At 49.2% G+C, this 20,337-nt stretch carries 18 protein-coding genes; 8 read left to right on the plus strand and 10 right to left on the minus strand.

What is annotated here, in order from left to right; genetic code table 11:
• Positions 1 to 83 precede the first annotated feature (83 nt).
• A complete protein-coding gene (locus ABD846_RS00725) occupies positions 84 to 785 on the plus strand; it encodes a DUF4397 domain-containing protein (RefSeq protein WP_344821664.1) in 702 nt (233 codons plus the stop codon).
• A 120-nt stretch (positions 786 to 905) separates the two neighbouring features.
• Positions 906 to 2,363: a glycine--tRNA ligase gene (locus ABD846_RS00730; RefSeq protein WP_344821665.1), complete on the plus strand. Its 1,458-nt coding sequence runs from the start codon at positions 906 to 908 to the stop codon at positions 2,361 to 2,363.
• Between the two features lie 4 nt (positions 2,364 to 2,367).
• On the opposite strand, the gene ABD846_RS00735 is transcribed toward ABD846_RS00730, so the two are convergent.
• From ABD846_RS00735 to ABD846_RS00745, 3 genes are read right to left on the minus strand one after another with little or no spacing between them, the layout of a single operon-like run.
• A complete protein-coding gene (locus tag ABD846_RS00735) occupies positions 2,368 to 3,066 on the minus strand; it encodes an SAM-dependent methyltransferase (protein WP_344821667.1) in 699 nt (232 codons plus the stop codon).
• 2 nt (positions 3,067 to 3,068) lie between these two features.
• Positions 3,069 to 4,250 carry a M20 metallopeptidase family protein gene (locus ABD846_RS00740; protein ID WP_344821669.1) on the minus strand — a complete coding sequence of 394 codons (1,182 nt, stop codon included), beginning with the start codon at positions 4,248 to 4,250 and terminating at the stop codon, positions 3,069 to 3,071.
• Positions 4,219 to 4,761 (minus strand): hypothetical protein, encoded by a 543-nt coding sequence (locus tag ABD846_RS00745; protein WP_344821670.1) that lies wholly within the window; start codon positions 4,759 to 4,761, stop codon positions 4,219 to 4,221. The genes ABD846_RS00740 and ABD846_RS00745 overlap by 32 nt, the downstream gene beginning before the upstream one ends.
• 146 nt (positions 4,762 to 4,907) lie before the next feature.
• Here ABD846_RS00745 and ABD846_RS00750 point away from each other — a divergent pair, with 146 nt between their 5' ends.
• The gene (locus tag ABD846_RS00750; RefSeq protein WP_344821671.1) at positions 4,908 to 7,985 is read left to right on the plus strand and encodes a T9SS type A sorting domain-containing protein; all 3,078 of its coding nucleotides are present in this window, start codon (positions 4,908 to 4,910) and stop codon (positions 7,983 to 7,985) included.
• Positions 7,986 to 8,060: 75 nt separating this feature from the next.
• On the opposite strand, the gene ABD846_RS00755 is transcribed toward ABD846_RS00750, so the two are convergent.
• The 5 genes from ABD846_RS00755 to ABD846_RS00775 all read right to left on the minus strand — a co-directional run bounded on the left by ABD846_RS00755 (position 8,061) and on the right by ABD846_RS00775 (position 12,485).
• Entirely contained in the window at positions 8,061 to 8,672 is a 612-nt protein-coding gene (locus ABD846_RS00755) for a polysaccharide deacetylase family protein (RefSeq protein WP_344821673.1), read from the minus strand.
• Between the two features lie 5 nt (positions 8,673 to 8,677).
• Positions 8,678 to 9,445, minus strand: coding sequence for a tetratricopeptide repeat protein (locus ABD846_RS00760; RefSeq protein ID WP_344821675.1), 768 nt, complete (start codon positions 9,443 to 9,445; stop codon positions 8,678 to 8,680).
• Entirely contained in the window at positions 9,442 to 11,376 is a 1,935-nt protein-coding gene (locus tag ABD846_RS00765; RefSeq protein ID WP_344821676.1) for a BatD family protein, read from the minus strand. Before ABD846_RS00765 ends, ABD846_RS00760 begins: the two co-directional genes overlap by 4 nt.
• A gap of 99 nt (positions 11,377 to 11,475) precedes the next feature.
• Positions 11,476 to 12,141: a toxin-antitoxin system YwqK family antitoxin gene (locus ABD846_RS00770; protein WP_344821677.1), complete on the minus strand. Its 666-nt coding sequence runs from the start codon at positions 12,139 to 12,141 to the stop codon at positions 11,476 to 11,478.
• Positions 12,141 to 12,485: a HesB/IscA family protein gene (locus ABD846_RS00775; RefSeq protein WP_344821679.1), complete on the minus strand. Its 345-nt coding sequence runs from the start codon at positions 12,483 to 12,485 to the stop codon at positions 12,141 to 12,143. Before ABD846_RS00775 ends, ABD846_RS00770 begins: the two co-directional genes overlap by 1 nt.
• A 105-nt stretch (positions 12,486 to 12,590) precedes the next feature.
• On the opposite strand from ABD846_RS00775, the gene ABD846_RS00780 reads away from it, so the two are divergent.
• On the plus strand, positions 12,591 to 13,220 hold the full coding sequence (locus ABD846_RS00780) for a YiiX/YebB-like N1pC/P60 family cysteine hydrolase (RefSeq protein ID WP_344821681.1): 630 nt from the start codon (positions 12,591 to 12,593) through the stop codon (positions 13,218 to 13,220).
• A 2-nt stretch (positions 13,221 to 13,222) separates the two neighbouring features.
• Here ABD846_RS00780 and ABD846_RS00785 read toward each other — a convergent pair whose 3' ends face one another.
• Entirely contained in the window at positions 13,223 to 13,723 is a 501-nt protein-coding gene (locus tag ABD846_RS00785; RefSeq protein WP_344821683.1) for a GNAT family N-acetyltransferase, read from the minus strand.
• A gap of 6 nt (positions 13,724 to 13,729) precedes the next feature.
• The gene (panC, locus tag ABD846_RS00790; RefSeq protein WP_344821685.1) at positions 13,730 to 14,584 is read right to left on the minus strand and encodes a pantoate--beta-alanine ligase; all 855 of its coding nucleotides are present in this window, start codon (positions 14,582 to 14,584) and stop codon (positions 13,730 to 13,732) included.
• 121 nt (positions 14,585 to 14,705) lie between these two features.
• On the opposite strand from panC, the gene ABD846_RS00795 reads away from it, so the two are divergent.
• From ABD846_RS00795 to metK, 4 genes are all read left to right on the plus strand, one after another.
• Positions 14,706 to 15,533: a glycogen/starch synthase gene (locus ABD846_RS00795; protein ID WP_344821686.1), complete on the plus strand. Its 828-nt coding sequence runs from the start codon at positions 14,706 to 14,708 to the stop codon at positions 15,531 to 15,533.
• 36 nt (positions 15,534 to 15,569) lie between these two features.
• Positions 15,570 to 16,985 carry a DUF4270 family protein gene (locus ABD846_RS00800; RefSeq protein ID WP_344821688.1) on the plus strand — a complete coding sequence of 472 codons (1,416 nt, stop codon included), beginning with the start codon at positions 15,570 to 15,572 and terminating at the stop codon, positions 16,983 to 16,985.
• A 35-nt stretch (positions 16,986 to 17,020) separates the two neighbouring features.
• Positions 17,021 to 18,859, plus strand: coding sequence for a glutamine--fructose-6-phosphate transaminase (isomerizing) (gene glmS, locus ABD846_RS00805; RefSeq protein WP_344821690.1), 1,839 nt, complete (start codon positions 17,021 to 17,023; stop codon positions 18,857 to 18,859).
• Between the two features lie 143 nt (positions 18,860 to 19,002).
• A complete protein-coding gene (gene metK, locus ABD846_RS00810; protein ID WP_344821692.1) occupies positions 19,003 to 20,256 on the plus strand; it encodes a methionine adenosyltransferase in 1,254 nt (417 codons plus the stop codon).
• Positions 20,257 to 20,337 lie beyond the last annotated feature (81 nt).

A 20,337-nucleotide genomic window follows, 5' to 3' on the forward strand; every position in this document is an offset into this window, starting at 1 on the left:
GCAATTTCTATTACTATTGTGCACAAACACAGATGCATTCTGTGTGTATATTTGAATTTTAAACAAAACAAACTCTTTCGGGAATGAAAAAGCAATTGAAGATGGCGGCAATGGCGGTATTGTCTTGCAGCGCTTTATTCTGGTCTTGTAAAAAAGACGAGGCTCCCAAGCAATACGCAAAGCTGAACGTCTTTAATATGAGTCCGGATGCTCCGGGATTCAATGTACAGTCCGATTCCACGATCGTGGGTCCGTATGTGTTGCTGTACGGTGCGAATACCGGTTATCTCAATATCGAGGCAGGTAACCGTAACCTGCTGATGACCACGTACCGGCTCGATTCCGTCGATACGGTTGCTTACCGGATTCCTGCCAACCTTGCAGTGAACCAATCTTTCTCCCTGTTCCTGGTGGATTCCTTCAGTAAGAAGAGTTCTTTACTTGTAAATGACAAACTCGACAGCCTTTCGAAAACCCGCGCCCATCTGCGTTTCATCAACCTGTGTCCGGATACGCTGCGTCGTGCCGACCTCGTGATGGCTGCCGACTCGTCAACCATATTCGGTAATATGTTCTTCCGCGATGTGACTTCTTTCCGTGAGATGATGCCGGGAGATTACAAATGGAAAGTGCGTTACATGCTCGGAGACATGGACACGATGTGGCTCGATATTCCGCTGAAAGTGATGAATGCGGGTAAAGCTTATACCGTGATCCTGCAGGGATTCATCGACGGTACCGGCAAACAGGCGCTGCAGACGCAGGTTGCCACGAACCAGGAATAGTGTTTACTCAAAATATAATAACAGGCCCCGGATATTCCGGGGCTTTTTTGTGTTACCCGGCTTATATTTTTCTGTTTAAAAACTATCTGCTCCGTTATCTTTGCGCGCAGACTACCGAATATGGCAAACGAGAACAAATTGCAGGATATTATCGGCCATTGCAAAGAGTATGGCTTTGTATTTCCTTCCTCAGAAATTTATGAAGGCTTAGGCGCGGTGTATGACTACGGTCAGAACGGCGTGGAACTGAAACGCAATATACGCGACTACTGGTGGCGCAGCATGACGCAGATGCACGATAATATCGTTGGCATAGACGCGGCTATATTCATGCATCCTACCGTATGGAAAGCCAGCGGCCACGTGGATAACTTCTCCGATCCGATGATCGACAACAAGGACAGCAAAAAGCGCTATCGTGTGGATCACCTGATCGAAGGATTTGCCGAAACACTGGATGCGGAAAAAGCAAAAGATTTGCTTGCGCGTATGGATGCGTTGCTCGCAGCCGATGACTTTGCCGGACTGAAGCAACTGATCGAAACAGAAAAAATCAAGTGCGGTATCAGCGGCACAGCCAACTGGACGGATGTGCGTCAGTTCAACCTGATGTTTGCAACCGAGTTCGGAGCCGTTGCATCCGATGATCCCGACGAAAATAAAGTGTACCTGCGTCCGGAAACGGCTCAGGGAATTTTTGTGAATTTCCTGAATGTGCAGAAATCAGGCAGGATGAAAATACCGTTCGGCATTGCGCAGACAGGCAAGGCGTTCCGGAATGAGATCGTTGCACGCGGATTTATTTTCCGTATGCGGGAATTCGAACAGATGGAAATGCAGTTTTTCGTACGTCCCGGCACGCAGAAGCAGTGGTACGAATACTGGAAGGAACAACGCATGAAATGGCATCTGAGCCTGGGCATCAGCCCCGACCGTTACCGTTTCCACGATCATGTGAAACTGGCACACTATGCAGATGCAGCCTGCGATATAGAATATGATTTCCCGATGGGCTTTAAGGAAGTGGAAGGTGTCCATAGCCGCACGGATTTCGACCTGAAAAGCCACCAGGAATACAGTCGCAAGAAAATGCAGTATTTCGATGCGGATCTCGACGAAAACGGGAAAGCTTACGGCAACTACATTCCGTATGTAGTGGAAACCTCTATCGGATTGGATCGTACGGTGATGATGCTGTTGAGTGAAGCCTATACGATAGAAGATCTGAGTACAGAAGAAAAGAAAGACGACCGTGTGGTGCTGAAGCTGCCGGCGTTCCTCGCACCCGTAAAACTGGCGGTGTTCCCGCTTACGAAGAAAGACGGATTGCCTGAACTGGCAGATGAGCTGATGAAAGAATGCCGTCCTTTATTCCGCTGTTTTTATGAAGAGAAAGATGCGATCGGAAAGCGTTACCGCCGCCAGGATGCGATCGGTACGCCGTTCTGCGTGACCGTCGATCACCAGTCTAAGGAAGATGGTACGGTTACGATACGTCATCGCGACAGCATGCAGCAGGAGCGCGTGCCGATGTCTGAAGTAAAGCATATCGTGATGAAAAGTCTGCAGGTATTGTAGGCGCTTAAGCCATCAGTAAAAATATCCCCGGCTGTTTCGGCAGTTCGGGGTTTTCTTTTTCCCATTCCCTGATTGTGCGGGTGCGGATATTTTCGTTCGGAGCGGTGATGTCGAGCGCAATGCACAGCCGTGTTTCCCCTTTGCAGGTTTTGATCAGGTCTTTCAGGAGCTGATTGTTGCGGTAAGGTGTTTCTATGAACAGCTGTGTCTGGTTTTCGATCGCCGATCTGGACTCAAGTTCCTTGATGCGTTTGGCTCTCCCTGGTTCTTTTACGGGAAGATAGCCATTGAATGCGAAGCTTTGGCCGTTCATCCCGGAAGCCATCAGGGCGAGTAAAACAGAGCTGGGCCCTACCAGCGGTATTACCCGGAATCCTTTCTGCTGGGCTGCTTCGGCAAGTATTGCCCCCGGATCTGCTATGCCGGGGCAGCCTGCATCGCTTAATACACCTATCTCCAGTCCTTCACGCAGCCAGCGCAGCAGCAATGCAATGTCCGGTACCTGGTGCTCATTCATCTCGGAAAATGAGCAGCTGTCAATATCAATACTTTTATCCACCGATTTCAGGAAACGCCGTGCTTCACGCAGGTGTTCCACGAAGAAGTGTTTTATCCGGCCACAATGGATTGCTATCTCCGGGGATAACGTATGCACACCCTCTTCGCTGATGGGTACCGGAATCATATACAGTTTGCCTTTCATCTTTACTGAAGGTAAGAAAATGCTGCAAAGCTCATTACGCCTACACCTGTTTCCAGCGCCGACTCATCGATATCGAAGCGGGCATTATGAACGGATACGGTATGCGCGGCATTATTGGTATTCGTGCCGAGTCTGAAATAACATCCGGGAACGGACTGACTGTAAAAAGCAAAATCGTCGGCGGTCATTCTCAATGATAATTCACGCACCTGATCCTTACCGAGAAACGCTTCAGCGAAACCCCCGATCTGAGCTGTCAGCACCGGATCGTTATATAAAGAGGGGTATCCCTTGGGAATATCTATATGCGCCTGTGCTCCGAACGCTTCCGAAATGTTATGGGTCACGTTTCTGATAAGCTTGTGGGCTTCAGCACGCCATTGTTCATCCATGGTACGCAGTGTGCCCGCAAGTTCCACTTCGTCCGGTATTACATTGTTGACTGTTCCGCCTGCAATCTTCCCGAAGCTCAGCACGGAAGGACTGATCGGGTTGCTTCTGCGCGACACTACCTGCTGCAGGGCAACGATCGTCTCCGCAGCAATCGCAATCGGGTCTATCGTCTGGTGGGGCAGGGCCGCATGACCGCCCTTACCGGTTATCTTTATGTGGATCTCGTCTGTGCTGGCCATATACTGACCGGAACGGAATCCCACCACACCTGCCGGCAGATGCGGATATACATGTAACGCAAGTATGGCATCTATTTTCGGATTTTCCAGCACACCCGCTTCAATCATCAGCGAGCCGCCCCCCGGGTGCATTTCTTCCCCGGGTTGAAAAATAAGTTTGAGTGTTCCGCTGAACTGATCCCGGAGTTCGTGCATTATCTGCGCTACGCCCAGCAGGCATGCGGTATGAACGTCATGGCCGCATGCGTGCATGATGCCCTCATTAATGGATTTATAGCTTACCTCATTCAGTTCTTTTATGGGCAGGGCATCGAGTTCCGCACGTATGGCAAGACAACGGGATTCCGGCTGACGCCCCCGGATCACAGCTACAATTCCGGTTCCTGCAACGCCGCTCTGATAATCGATTCCTAACGCGTCCAGCTTTGCCGCGACATATTTTGCGGTCTCAAACTCCTCAAAGGAAAGTTCGGGATGCTGGTGTATATGCTGGCGGATAGAGCGGATCTCGCCGGATAACTCACGGCTCCTTTGACGTATTTGCTGGATCATTGTTTCTGCGGAATGTATTTATTTCTACGATATCCGGTACAATCATGCAGGGAGAATATTGTTTATTCAGCTGCAGATACAGACCGGATGCTTCGCCGCGTGAAAGGAAGTCGCCCACCTTTACGCGGTATTGCGGGAGCGCATATGACATATATACCCGGATGCCGGGATAGCGGCGCATAAAATCCACTTTGGTGCTGGTAGCCTTATTGCGGTCGATACCTGAATAAATAATGATCCTGAATCCATGTGCCGACCGGATGGAGCCCGACACAGAACCTCTTCTGAGCCCGGCGCCGGCAGCATTGCCCGGCGCAGCCGGTTTTGCAGATTCCGAAAAGTGAGCCAGTATCTCAACACGCGGATCACAGTGCATCGCAACTGCGGGCAATGCTTCATCCTCATTATCAGTACCTTTTCCCTGGGCATACAGGCACGTGGGACTAAATCCTGCCAGAAGGAGGATCAGAACTGCTGCTGATGGATAAAAACTTATTCGGCTGACATTCATTTTATACAGAGGATCGACGCTGCAAATATAGACAAGAAAGTACGCTTCGCTAACAGTTCGCACCTGAAACCTTTTTTGTCTGAAATCTGCCTTTTCCGTTGTATAATTATTAAAAAATTCTTATTTTACAACTCAAATTTTTACTCATGACCCTAATATCTACTCCGAAACTTTCGGGAAAGTTCCTGTTTTCGCTCGTGGCGCCGCTTCTGGTGCTGCTCGGATTCAGTGATGCATTCGGGACGGTAATCACGATTCCGTCAACTCCCGGAACAGACACTTCCAGTTTTACCCCGACAAACAGAAGGACTTCCTACTCTGCGGCGCGTATGCTGTTTTCCTCCTCCGAGATCGGAGCCACGGGAACCATCACAGCGCTCGGTTTCCAGAAGTATTCCGGATCCACGTCTACGAGCATCAACTACATAACCATTTACATGCGCGAGACTACTTCGTCCACGCTTACCACGGCTGTGCCTTCCGGTTTTCCGACGGGCTACAAGCGGGTGTACAACAGTAGTTATATAGATAATTCCATGACCAGCGGATGGACTACCGTCAACCTTTCGACGGCGGCTTCCGATATCATGACCTACTCCGGCGGCAGTAACTACCTCGATATCGTCATTGTGAAAACGACGGCGGAAACAGGTACAACCGCCTTCCCAGTGTACACCTGCAGCACAACCAGCGGCTCGGTGTCTGCATATTATTACGGAACCTCCGCGCTGGGTTCTTCATTTACCACTACTTCCGTTAAGCGCCCGAACATACAGTTGACCGTTGATGCCACCTGCGCAGGCAAGCCGAACACCGGTACGGTGACAGGTCCTTCCACTGCAGTTTGTACCGCTACGTCTTTTACCCTGAATGCAACCGGCCTCACTGTGGGTACCGGCATGCACTACCAGTGGCAGTCACGCAATGCGGGCAGCGGCTCTTACGCGAATATGGGTGTTGCGGATACATTCGCTTCGCTGACCACTTCCGCAACTGTCAATAAAGACTACCGCCTCGTTTCGATCTGCACATTGAGCGGCCAAAGTGATACTACTGCCGGTTTTACGGTTTATGTACTGAATCCTACCACTATCGCTCCGGGTTCCGACACCACATTCTGCCTGGGCGGTTCCGTTACACTCAGCACAACAACACTCCCCGGCGTTACATACAACTGGTTTAAAGATGCCACCAATACCGGTATCACCACCACGTCCTACTCCGCAACGTCAACGGGCGTTTATACGGTTCGCGTTTCCACCAGCTCCTGTGCAGGTGTATTCAGCAACCCGATCAATGTTACCGTGAATCCTTTGCCAACTGCTACCGTTACGGCGCTAGGCCCTACTACATTCTGCGATGGGCTGAGCGTAACACTGTCTGCCAATACCGGCACCGGTTTGTCTTATCAGTGGCAGAGCGGTACAACGGATATCAGCGGAGCTACAAGCGCGAGCTATATTGCATCTACCGCTGGAACTTACCGTGTAAAGGTTACGAATACCACTACGGGCTGTGTAAATACTTCAACCGGTATCACTGTAACGGTGAACCCTACACCGGCAACTCCGGTTATATCCGGTCCTTCCGGACGTACCTCTTATTGTGCAGGCGGAAGCCTTGTATTGAGCACCACTTCCGTAAGCGGTGTTTCTTATCAATGGGCTAATACCGGCGGAACAATATCCGGAGCTACCTCCAATTCCTATACTGTATCTGCTCCATCCACTTACACCCTGACTGCCACACTGGGCAGCTGCAGTAAAATAAGCAACTCCGTTACCGTTACCGAAAATCCGTTACCTGTGGCTTCGATCACACCGTCCGGTACGATCAGCTTCTGTAACGGCGACAGTATCACCATTACAGCAACTGCAGGCAGCGGCGTGAATTACGACTGGCGCGAAAGTGGAGTGTCTATGGGGGCTCCCAATACCAACACTTATGTAGCTAAAGCAACAGGAATTTATTCTGTAAAGGTTACCAATACCACCACGGGCTGCAGTGATATCTCTGCAACACTCGATGTGTCGGTGATTGCGCCTGCCGTACCGACAATTGCCGCAGGCGGTCCTACTGAATTCTGCCAGGGCGGTTCTGTAACGCTAACCGGTACTGCGGCGTCAGGATTGTCTTTGCAATGGCAGGAATCCAATACCGACATAGCCGGTGAAACCGCTACTACCTACACTGCAGCAGCATCAGGTGCTTACCGTCTTAAGGTGAAGAATGCTGCCGGTTGCGTCGCATACAGTTCACCTATCAACGTGGTAGTAAACCCACTGCCGAACAATAACGTGGTAGTGACTGGCGGACCCGATATCTGTGATGGCAGTGAGGCAATCCTTACGGCATCCGCCTCCGCTGGTTATGCCTATCAGTGGCGCAAGGGTGGTGTGGACATGACCGGTGTTGTGTACAACCCCTACCATGCAACTGCAGCCGGAGACTATTCCGTTCGCATTACCGATTCCAAAGGTTGCGTGAATACATCCGCCGATGTTACCATTACCGTGAAATATGTAAGGTCATTCTATGTTCATCCTTACGGCAACACCTTCTTCTGTGAAGGAGATACAACCATGCTGGCCACACAAACCGGCTTCAGCAGCTATCAGTGGTATCTCGACGGAGTGTATGTGCCGGGCGCAACGGATACGTTTGTATATGCCACCAAAAAAGGACATTATACCGTAACAGTGCAGGATCCTGTAAACCACTGCTTCGCTACTTCACCGGGATTCTCAATTCTTGTGATCGCCGGTCCTCCTGTTCCTGTTATCCGTCAGTGGGGAACGCGTTTGAGTGCAAACGTGGGCGGTGGTGTAAGCTACCAATGGTATAAAAACGGTACACCTATAGCGGGTGCTACCGACTCTTTCATTACCATGAGCGGTGACGCCAAGTATTCTGTGACTGTTACGAATGAAGCTAATTGCAGCCGCAGTGCGGAAATTGATCTTAGTTCCACTAACGTGAACGAATCTATGGTGAGCAACTATGAGATCCGTATCTACCCGAATCCGACAAAAGATCGTCTCGTGATCGATGCTCCGGCAGGCCTGACCGTATCTCTTACCGATCTGCAGGGCCGCACGCTCACCAGCGGTAAAAATCTCAGTGAAATTGATATGAGCAGCTTCGCTACCGGTGTTTATATCGTGCGCTTCGCCGATGATCAGAACCGGACAATTGCAACACAAAAAGTATCTAAGGTCGAATAAGGGACCTGATATCCTATAGAAAAGGCTGCCTCCGGGCAGCCTTTTTTTGTTACAACAGTTTTTTTGCAGGCATGCCTACAGCGTACCGAACTTCCAGTTCTGGCTGCGGCAATAGTCAAGCGTAAGCGGCAAAGCGTAGCGCATCCTTTCCCAGGCCTTTGCGCTGTCGTGGAATACCACAATAGCACCCGGTCTGAGATGCCTGCGTATGTTTTGCCAGCATTGTTCCGGGGAAAGCTTCGTATCGAAATCCCCACACAGAACGTCCCACATCACAATCTCATAACCTTGTTTCTGTATGGCCACCGCCTGGGCTTTCTTTATTTTCCCGTAAGGAGGACGAAACAGTGTGGAATCTATAGTGGAGGTGGCAGAGCGTACATTTTTGAGATAGATGTCCGTGGAAGTTTTCCATCCATTCAGATGATTCTGCGTATGGTTACCTACGGAATGTTCACCAATAACTATCCGGTGGTAAATATCCGGATGCAATGAAACATTTTTGCCGATACAAAAAAATGTGGCTTTTGCATGGAACGCATCCAGCTGATCCAGAACAAAAGGCGTCGCCACCGGATGAGGTCCGTCGTCGAAGCTCAGATATACGGTATCATGCGATTCTTTTCTCCAGGTAAGGTCCGCGGGGAACAGTCGCTTCAGCAGTGCCGGAGGTTTTACGAAATACATAAGCGTTACTTTCCGTTGTTTTGCACAGGTGTTATATCGGAGAGAGACATCCAGCCGCTTCTGCTGTCCGGGAGCTCTACCGCCACCCATTGGCCGCGGGCTTCACCCATATGCACAACAGTTGCCTGAGGAATAATGATCTGTCCTTTCGTTTGCCCGGGCTCCGGAACCATTACTGCAGCGCTGTTCATCACAACTGCTTTATCTGTCGATCTTGCATTATGAGCCGACGTAAAAGCGAGCAGCAGCAGAATGCTCAGGGTAAATCCGCCCAGGAGATATACCTGTGGTGCGAAAGAACGGTATTTGTTACGGGTGTTCGCGATCAGGATAAAGCCGAGCAGTGCAAGAAATACTGCCAGTCCGAGGAAAGCCCACATTCCCGCTTTATTGCCGGCACTGAGTAATTGCCACCAACGCACAAAGAAAATGTCTTCTGAAGATTTCAACGCATTCGGAATACGCTGCTGTGCCAGCAGGATATTGTCGGCAACGCCCTGTAAAGACGGATTGCAGAAACGTGCACGCTCGTATTGCAGCACTGCCTCAGCAACTTTATTGCTCCTGTAGAAAGCATTACCGAGATTGAAATACACCTCGGCAGTATGAGGCTGCTGACGCAGAAGAGCTTCGTAAGCAGCTATGGAAGCCTCATAGTTCTTTTGCTGATAAGCCGTATTGCCCTGTTGCCATAACGTCGCTGCCGGCACATCTGCCGATTCTGCACGTCCCGCGAACAGTGAAAGAAAGATCAGTATCAGTAACTTTTTCATTTTTTGAACATTTCTTCAAGTGAGCCGATCAGATCAACAGCGTCTGTATAAGTCTGGTTCATCTGTTGTCCGGCTATGCTCGGTGCGTATAAAGACAGTTCGCAATCGTCGATGATGCGACCCAGCTTTTCTGAAACAGAACTGCTGATATTCCGCGATGCGAGCGCATCTGCGGCAGTTTCTTTAGATAGTCCTGAAAGCGGGATATGCAGCTTGTCAGACAAATACAACCAGATTGCTTTGGATACTTCTTCGTAGAATGCCGGAGTCTTTCCCTGATCCATAAACTCCTTCGCGGCTTTCATGCGTTTCAGGGCGATCTTATTGGCATTTTTCTTTTTAAATAAAGCAGTGTTGCTCCGGAGTGAATCCTGCTGCTTTTTACGGTACAATACAACGAGCAGGCCGGCAATGCTCAACGCATATACCGACCAGTAGGCAGGACTGTAGATGATGCTCTTACTGCCCGATTTCCATTCCGGTGTGGCGGTCAGTATAGGGTGAATGTCCCCCGGCATCTGCGCAACACCCTGGTCTTTCTTGTAGTTTTTACCCTGACTCACCTGCAGTTTATAGGAAGGCGTATTCAGTGTGGTGTAAGTGTTGGTGGCAGGATCGTAAAACGAAAAGCTTATGGGTGGTATTTCATAATCCCCCGGTACGCGCGGCGCGATGGAATAGGTGAATATTTTATTACCGCTGATGGTAAGACTGCGACTCGTAATTGTATCCGTTGCCTGCGGTTCGTAGGCGTCCAGTCCGTTCGGCAATTTTAATACGGGCGCTTCTATCAGCTTCAGATTTCCCGTTCCTGCAATGTTCAGGGTCAGCGTGGCTACATCATCAGTGCTCAGCTGTGTCTTGTCAAGCTTGGCGGAAAGTGAAAATTTGCCCACGGCGCCGCCGAAGTCCGCCGGTTGTTTTTCCGTAGGTAATGGCACCACTTCTATCGGGACAGGCGTGCTTTTGAGCGTAAACTGTACCTCGCGTCCATAGGGGTTGTAACGGTCTCCGACTCTGGCCACACCTTTGATCTCGGCGGGGTCCAGCGTGAGCTTTCCTGTTTGTTGCGGGAACAACGCTGATTTTTTCAGCGTGAATGTCTGATATGGCTGGCCGTTCAGTATCTCCTGCTGGGGCTTCTGATCAGCGGGCAATTCAAAATCCTGGGTCCAGAATCCGTTAAGAGAGGGTAGTTTCGACAACTGAGCCTGCATCGGGATCAGGGTGTACATTTTATACGTTACCGTCACCTGTTCGCCGAGGCGTACTTTTGTTTTGTCTACAATTGCCTTTACGAAGACATTTTTACCGAGATCTTTTTCCGTCACATTCGGCAGGTTGGGCATACCGCCCGGGTTCATTCCCTGGGCCTGCTGCTGCAGTTGCTGCAACAGCTGCTGCATTCTTGCATGTTGTTGCTGAATAGCGGCGAACGGATCGCTTCCGCCTCCTCCGAAGAACGGATCATCGAACGGGTCAAAACCACCGAACGGATCGGCATTCTGTTGCTGGCGCGCCTGCTGTTTCGGAGCGGTACTTCCCGGAACAACACGGATCGTCAGCGGATTACATTGATAGGTTTTACCCGAGGCGTCTTTCGCGATGATCGGCGCAATAGTAAATGTCCCTGTCTGTGAAGGCTTAAGAACGTATGTAAGCGATACAGAAGACGTCTGCACCTGCTGGCCACCATTAAAACTGTAATTCGTACTCTGCGACTGGAACGGTCCGCTCACCACCTGAAAGGATCCGAAATCGGGAGCGGAAGCGCCCCGCAGGTTCGGAATATTTTCCAGCATATACACCACTTTCACCACATCGTCTACACCTACGGTGGAAGGAGACGCCTCTGCCGAAAAGACAATATTCTGTGCACTTACCCAAAAAGGTAACAGTAGCAGGCATAAAAATAAGCAACGCTGTTTCAAGACTAAAAAAGCATTTGGTTCCGGGACTGGCAAAAATAGTTTGGGTGCCCGCTTATGAAAGCGTAAACGGGTTAAAAATGAGTTAAAAGAAAAGTTCATTTAATTGTCCAGAAAGGACTTGGTGGGATTTTTCTGCCTGAAAACACGCCCCTCGTATTTACCGCCATTGTGTGGCAGATGTTTGTTGCGCTGTTCGTAAAAACTGCTGTCAGCAGACGAATAACGGAACTCATGCGACGCGATCAATTCATCCATCTGGTATTGCTCTTCGCGTACGAGCTTGCCGGACATATCGTCGTAAAAGCGCCAGATACCGTGCCGCACGCTGCCCCTTTCCGTAGGTACCACCATCAGTTTTTCCTCACCGGTAATCGGATCCGTGAGCATAAAGCTATCCAATGCCACTTTCGGATTCAGGCCTCGGTAATGCCCCACGGTGGTGAGCCTGCCTCCCTCGAAATACTGCACTTCTCCATCGCGTACGTTATGCCTGAAGTTTTCAATCGATATCATATCTCCATGATCCGTGCTGATATACCAGGTGCCTGTTTTCTCACCGTGATCGTAGTTACCAAGTATGCTGGTACCGGGCTCTCCTTTACCTCCGGGATTGCTCACATACCAGAGACCGTCCTGTTTACCGTTCCCGTCATATTGATTAACGGGTTTTTCCGTTGCAGCAGACGACTGTGCCCAACCTGTATAAGAAAGGCCCGCCACTGTCATCACAACAGTCAGGAAGCGATATAGAACAGTAAGGTTCATTAAACGGCGAATGAAGTGCCACAGCCACAGGTGCTGCTGGCATTCGGGTTGTTAAATGTGAATCCGCGGGCATTGAGTCCGTCTTCGAAATGAATGCTGATACCCACAAGATAGATACCATGTGCCTGCTTCATGATCACGGGGATGCCCTCTATTTCAAATACATCATCATCCGCTTCTTTCTGATCGAAACCCAGTACATAACTCATTCCGGAGCAACCGCCTCCTTTCACGCCCACGCGCAGGTACTGCGTGGCATCAAAACCTTCCTCACTCATCAGTCTTCTGATTTCAGAAACCGCTCCTTCCGTTAATTGCACCGGTGCATTGATAGTCGTATCCATTATTCAGTAATATTCTTTCACAAATATAAGCATAACCACGATAGCGCTCTATCGATAAAAGTGAAGGCCTGATCATACGCAGCAAATCTTCGTAATATTGCGACGATGAAAAGTCTGTTTTTTAGTTGCCTGTATGTGCTGTTGCTTGCCGGTACTGCAGTTGCGCAGCCTGAAGTCGCCCTGAGAAAGGGAGATCTTTTGTTTCAGGATCTTGACTGCGGCGGCATGTGCGATGCGATCGAGGCGGTCACCCAGGGATTCGGGGGGCATCACTTTTCGCATGTCGGAATCGTGGATATTTCGGGCGATTCCGTAATGGTCATCGAAGCGATCGGGGTAAAAGTGCAGCGGATTCCGCTGGCTCAGTTCCGGTCACGTAACAAAAATACGATCTGGTTGGGCCGTGTCAGGGAGCATCCGGAAGAGATAGGTTCCGCTGCGGTAAGCTATGCCCGCAGGCAGATCGGAAAGCCCTATGACGGTTTGTTCCGGATGGATGAGGATAAGTTCTATTGTTCGGAGCTTGTATACGACGCATTCCGGAAAGCAAACGGCAATAAGCCTTTTTTTACACTGAATCCCATGACGTTCCGCGAACCGGGGAAACAGCAGTTTTTCCCCGTCTGGGAACAGTATTTTAAGGAATTGGGACAAGCTCCGCCGGAAGGGGAGCCCGGGATCAATCCGGGGGGCATTTCACGGTCTGAACGCCTGGATGTATTCCCGTTGAAATAAACTCAGCGCCTGATGGCGTAGATCAGTTCATCGTAGTGCCTGCCGGCTTTGCAAAGGGTATCCCGGAAAAAACCTTCCTGAACAAATCCGGCTTTTTCAAGCACGCGTTCAGACGCAGCGTTGCCGCCAAAAACGCGGCCGAAAATGCGTTGTATCTGCGGATATGCCTCGAAGCCTGCGGGTACCATCATGCGCACCGCTTCAGACATAATCCCCATTCCCCAGTAATCTTTCCCCAGCCAATAGCCAATTTCAGCATTCGTCCTCAGTATGTCTGTCTGCGGATGGATGCCGATGCTGCCTGCAACCTGATCATCCGCAATGATCGCCATAATCGTGGAAGGACAATTCTGAATGGTCCAGTGAATAAATTTTTCCCCTGCTTCCCGTGTATAGGGATGCGGAAACAGGTCCGACATAAATCTTGCTACGTCGGGATGATTCGCGAGGGTAACGAGCCGGTCCAGGTCGTTGAGATTCCAGGGCCGGAGTTGAATGGTCATGGATACTTAATTTAAATTGAGGTTGTCGATCAGACGTATTGCCCCTATTTTAGCGGCTATGAGCGCTACCGTTTTCCTGTTCGGATCGAACTGCGTCATCGGTTCGAGCGTAGCGGCATCGGCAATGCTTACATATTCGGTTTCAAATCCTTTAGCCTGTAATAATTCGAGGCACTCTTTCTGAACAATACCGAAGTCGGCACCTGAATCGAATTTGCTTTGCAACGATACGAGGCACTGATAAATAATTCCCGCACGTGCCCGCTGCGATTCGCTCAGGCGCAGATTGCGAGAGCTCATGGCGAGTCCGTCCGGTTCGCGGCTGGTGGGGCAGGCGATAAAGCGGATACGGTCTTTCAGGCCCATCTGACGGCAAAGGTCCTGCACAACCAGGCATTGCTGGTAATCTTTGGAACCCATGTACAACGCGTCCGGCTCCACGATACGGAGCAACAGCGACATTACTTTACCCACACCCGCGAAGTGGCCGGGTCTCATCGCGCCTTCCAGCACTTCTTCCAGTCTTCCGAAATGATAAGAAGGAGCTGCTTCCATGCCCTGAGGATACATTTCTTCTTTGGAAGGAAGGAATAAAACGTCGCATCCGGCCGATTCCAGCAATGAAATATCTTCCGGCAGTGTGCTCGGATATTTTTCAAAGTCTGAAGGATCGTTGAACTGTGCAGGATTTACGAATATAGAACAGACGGTAAAACACCCGTCCTCTTTTGATTTGTGAATCAGCGAAATGTGTCCTTTGTGCAAGGCGCCCATTGTAGGAACAAAACCGACAGACAGTCCCGCTTCTTTTCTCGATGACAGGTAATGCCGCAACTCTGGGATGGTCTTGAAGATGATCATAAACAGGCTTTTTGAATAGACAGGTGCAAATAAAAGAATTTTGAATTAATATTTTAGTAATTTTGCAGCCTAAAATTCTGCCCTTTCCATAAAGGGTACTTCTTTCATCTAAATTGTCAGTATGTCTGTAGATACAAAAAAGCGTGTCCTTATTGTTGCCAATGAACTTTCTCCTTACCTCGAGTTTTCTGAATTTGCTCAGATCCTCAATCAGCTTGCGATCAAAACATTTGAAGCAGGTATCGAAGTTCGGGTGATAATGCCACGTTTTGGTGTGATTAATGAACGCAGGCATAAGCTGCATGAAGTAGTGCGCCTCTCCGGTATCAATATCATCATTGATAAGGACGACTATCCGTTGATCATCAAAGTAGCTTCTTTGCCCAATGCAAGGTTGCAGGTGTATTTCATGGATAACGACGATTATTTCAAACGGAAGCTTGTGTTCCGTGATGAGAATGATGAGTTTTTTGAAGATAATGCCGACAGGATGGTGTTCTTCTGCAAGAGCGCCCTGGAGACCGTGAAGAAATTCGGCTGGCCTCCAAACCTGATCCATTGCCACGGCTGGATGACCTCACTGGTACCGCTGTTCCTGAAAACCGCCTACAAAAAAGAACCGGTATTTGGTTTTACGAAGACATTGTATACCGCACAGGCCGATCAGTTCAAGGAAAAGCTGAGCGATCAGTTTGTGCGTAAGGCGCTGATCAGCAACGAGATCAAGGAGAAAGACCTGGAGATTTTTAAAGACCGTACCAACACTGCACTCACGCTCGGCGGTGCAAAATATGCCGATGTGGTAGTAATGGGCGACCGTAAAATGCCGGCAAAGATCACGGACGAAGTAAAACCGAGCCGCTCTAAAAAAGTGCTTGCATTTGATCCTGCCTGGGTGGAAGACGTTACTTCACTGCTGGATCTGTATAAAAGCTTAACAGACTCTTAGTTTTGTTTTTTATTTCTTCGCGCTAAATTATTTGCCTTGTTTCCTTCGAGAAAGCTGACCAAACATTTTCTTTCCGCAATGTTTGCGGGCTTGTTTTTTGCTTCGTGCAAAGAAAATACCGTCATTCCTTCCGGAGTGGTGCCTGCAGTGGATAATATCACCGTATTCGGAACGGATACGCTGACCATACAATCCAAAACAGTATACGATGATTCGGTGGCCACAAGCGGATATGCTTCGGGCTACAGTGTCTATGTTCCGGCGGGTAACATCCAGTCAGATCCGTTCTTCGGTAAAACACAGGCTTCTTTTTATTTCCAGGTACGTCCGCCGCAGGATAATTTTACTTTAGACCAGTCGGTGTATCAGGTAGATTCAGCTGTACTCGTGCTTCCTTACAGCGGTTTTTCATTCGGAGATACCACCAACAGCGCAGGCTACCAGACATTTGAAGCATATCGCTGTACTGAAAAGATTTATTACGACACCGTTTATTATGCAAGTTCCAGGGATTTATCAATGGAATCCAGTCCTATGGCTTCGCAAACGGTATATCTGCCGGGTCTGATCCGCAGTCTGTACGACTCCACTCTGGTAGCTGGGGTAAAGCGTGCGCCGCATATAAGGCTTAAAATAAACGGGAGCACCCTTTCCGATCTTACCGGAAATCTGGGCACAGATAAATATACGAATACCGCCAATTTCCTTGATTTTTTCAATGCGATCTATGTGAAGGGTATTACGCCTTCCAATACGCTTGTGTACTTCAGCCTTTTAGGATCAGATATTTATACGAGCGGAGGAATTGTTCTGTACTACCATACAAAAAATTCAAGCGGAAATATTACCGATACGCTCACTGCTTCTTTCCCTTACGATCCTACCGCCAGTCAGACCAAAACCGGATATTTTGCAAAAGTATCCCGCGATTATACGGGAACACCTGTGCAGGCGCTGTTTAACTCCACGGCTGTATCAGATGCTACCATTGCCGTACAGAACCAGCCCGGGGCCGCTCTCGAACTTACACTGCCCACAGTCTCCGGCCTTCCTAAATGCCTGGTAAACAAAGCAGAACTGGTAATTACCCAGATCGCATCGCCGCTGGATGCTGTTTTCGCACCTCCGGCACGCTTATACCCCGTTTCTATCGACGAATATGGTGTTAGGCGTACAATTGCCGACCGGTATCCGCTTACTTCAAGTTCCGCCCTCACCTTTATTGACGGCTACCTGCGTCAGGTTTCACTTGGAGGCGTACTGGTCAATCAATATGTGGTTAATTTGCCCCGCGAATTGCAGGATGCGATTATTCAACAGCGAAAAGAGCTTAGATTGCGTTTAAATGGAACGCAGACATTCTATGGCGCGTACAGAACGACGACGGCGGGAAGCAATTACAGTCGCCCGGAATACCGGGTGAAACTGAATATTGTCTACACCAAGCTATAATCATATTATTACAAAACACACCAATAGTTTAACCTATGTGCGGAATTGTCGCCTACATTGGCAATAAAGAAGCTTACCCGATTCTGATTAAAGGTTTGAAGCGGCTGGAATACCGCGGATATGACAGCGCGGGAGTAGCATTACTGAACGGGCAGATGCATGTTTACAAGAAGCAGGGAAAAGTATCTGCATTGGAGCAATATGCTGCCGACAAGCCGCTTGCAGCCACCATCGGGATGGGACATACCCGCTGGGCTACACATGGTGAACCCTGTGACGTAAACGCACATCCGCATGTTTCCAATAACGGAAATATCGCGGTAATCCATAACGGGATCATAGAAAACTACGGTCCTATCAAAGAAGAACTGAAACAGCGTGGCTATCATTTCAATTCTGAGACAGATACCGAAGTGCTTGTAAACCTGATACAGGAAATACAGCAACAGGAAAATCTGGCATTGGATGAAGCCGTGCGTATCGCCCTGGCTGAAGTGATCGGCGCTTATGCAATTGTGGTGATGGATGCGCATAATCCTGATCAGCTGATCGCTGCACGTAAAGGCAGTCCGCTGGTACTGGGTATCGGCGAAGGCGAGTTTTTCGTCGGTTCTGATGCATCCCCGATCATTGAATATACCAAGAACGTTATTTATCTGGATGATGAGGAAATCGCCGTGATCAACCGCGACGGTACCTACATGGTCAAAACACTGCGTAATGTAGTGAAATCGCACGCTATCCAGACACTCGAAATGAATCTGGAAGCAATTGAAAAGGGCGATTTCGAGCATTATATGCTGAAGGAAATTTACGAACAGCCCAAAGCTATTGAAGACTCATTCCGCGGCCGTATGAACGCATCCGGCGGATGGATCAAAATGGGGGGCATTACCGAGTACAGCGCACGTATAGCCAATGCGGAACGCTTCGTTATTACCGCCTGCGGCACATCGTGGCACAGCGGACTGCTCGGGGAATATATTATCGAAGATCTGGCACGCGTACCGGTGGAAGTGGAATATGCTTCCGAATTCCGTTACCGCAATCCGATCGTTCGCGAATCTGATTTCGTAATTGCCATTTCCCAATCCGGAGAAACGGCAGATACGCTGGCGGCCATTGAGCTTGCAAAAGAGCGCCAGGCGCTGGTTTACGGCATTTGTAATGTGATCGGTTCGTCTATTGCACGTGCCACACATGCCGGATCATACACACATGCCGGCCCCGAAATCGGCGTGGCATCCACCAAAGCGTTTTCCACACAGGTATCAATCCTGATCCTGATCGCGTTGCAGATTGCACAGTCAAAAGGTGCGATACCGCAATCCAAGCTGCGCCAGATACTGTACGAACTGGAGTCTGTGCCGAATAAGATCCGTGAAGTACTGAAGCTGGACGATCAGATCCGGGAGATTGCAGCGGTGTATAAAGATGCTAAAAACTTCCTGTACCTCGGACGCGGATACAACTATCCCGTTGCGATGGAAGGTGCATTGAAACTGAAAGAGATCTCCTACATCCATGCGGAAGGTTATCCTGCTGCAGAGATGAAACATGGGCCTATCGCGCTGATCGACGAGGAAATGCCGGTGGTATTCCTCGCTACCAACGTAAGCGCTTATGAGAAGATCGTTTCCAATATCCAGGAAGTAAAAGCCCGCAAAGGAAAAGTAATTGCAGTGGTCAACGAGGGCGATACGCAGATCAAGGCTATGGCGGACCATTGTATCGAAGTGCCGCAGGTAGACGAAGTTATATCCCCATTGGTGACTATCGTTCCGCTTCAGCTGCTGGCATATCACATTGCTATTATGAGAGGCTGCAACGTAGACCAGCCGCGTAATCTGGCTAAGTCAGTTACCGTAGAATAATCATTTCAGCACATCGCTGAACGCAGGAGCCGCATTTTATCCACAAATGCGGCTCTTTTTCTTTTGTATGCCCATTCTATTCCCGCGTTGTTTCATTACATTTGCGAATTACAAAATTCCAATATCAACTATTCACAAAATTTATGCCATATCTATTCACATCTGAATCCGTTTCTGAAGGGCATCCGGACAAAGTTGCCGACCAGATTTCCGACGCGCTTGTAGACAATTTTCTCGCCTGGGACCCGCAATCCAAGATCGCGTGTGAAACCCTCGTAACTACCGGCCAGGTTGTATTGGCGGGAGAAGTGAAATCCAGAACTTATATTGATGTACAGCAGATTGCGCGCGATGTGATCGCACAGATCGGTTACACCAAAAGTGACTACATGTTCGAGGCAAAATCCTGTGGTGTTTTGTCCGCAATACATGAGCAGTCTGCCGATATCAACCAGGGTGTGGAGCGTGCAAAGAAAGAAGATCAGGGAGCCGGAGATCAGGGAATGATGTTTGGATATGCCACAAACGAAACAAGCAATTATATGCCGCTTGCACTGGATATGTCTCACTTCCTGCTGAGGGAACTGAGTGCGATCCGCAAAGAAGGCAAGCTGATGAAATACCTTCGCCCGGATGCCAAAAGCCAGGTGACGATCGAGTACAGCGACGACAATAAGCCGGTGCGCATTGATACGATCGTAATCTCCACGCAGCATGATGATTTTGCCTCTGAAAAGGCGATGCAGGATCAGATTCGCAAAGACGTGATCAATATCCTGATTCCGCGCGTGATGAAATCTTACCCGGAATACAAGCGCCTGTTCAATAACAAGATCAAATATCATATCAATCCAACCGGTAAATTCGTGATCGGCGGACCGCACGGAGACACTGGTCTCACGGGTCGTAAGATCATCGTGGATACATACGGCGGGAAAGGAGCCCATGGAGGAGGAGCTTTCTCCGGTAAAGATCCGAGCAAAGTAGACCGTTCTGCCGCTTATGCGACACGCCATATTGCAAAGAACCTGGTTGCGGCCGGAGTCTGCAGCGAAGTACTGGTGCAGGTATCTTACGCTATCGGCGTCGCAAAACCGATGGGTATTTATATCAATACCTACGGAACTGCTAATGTGGGCATGTCTGACGGTGAAATTGCGAAAATGGTGGAATCCGTTTTTGACATGAGACCGTATTTTATTGAGCAGCGTCTGAAACTGCGTCAGCCGATGTACAGCGAATGTGCGGCTTACGGACATATGGGACGTGAAAGCCGCGTGGTTTCCAAGCAATTCCGATCTGCAGACGGTAAAACAAAGACCATGAAAGTGGAGTTGTTCACCTGGGAAAAGCTGGATCACGTTGCAAAAGTGAAGAAAGCTTTTAAGATTAAATAATTTTTACCTTATTGTGTAGAAAAGCAAGTCGAAAGACTTGCTTTTTTTTGATTATCTCGTAAAAGGTTTATTTATTTGCGG

The sequence above is a fragment of the Rurimicrobium arvi genome, assembly GCF_039540495.1.
GTDB classification, from domain to species: domain Bacteria; phylum Bacteroidota; class Bacteroidia; order Chitinophagales; family Chitinophagaceae; genus Rurimicrobium; species Rurimicrobium arvi.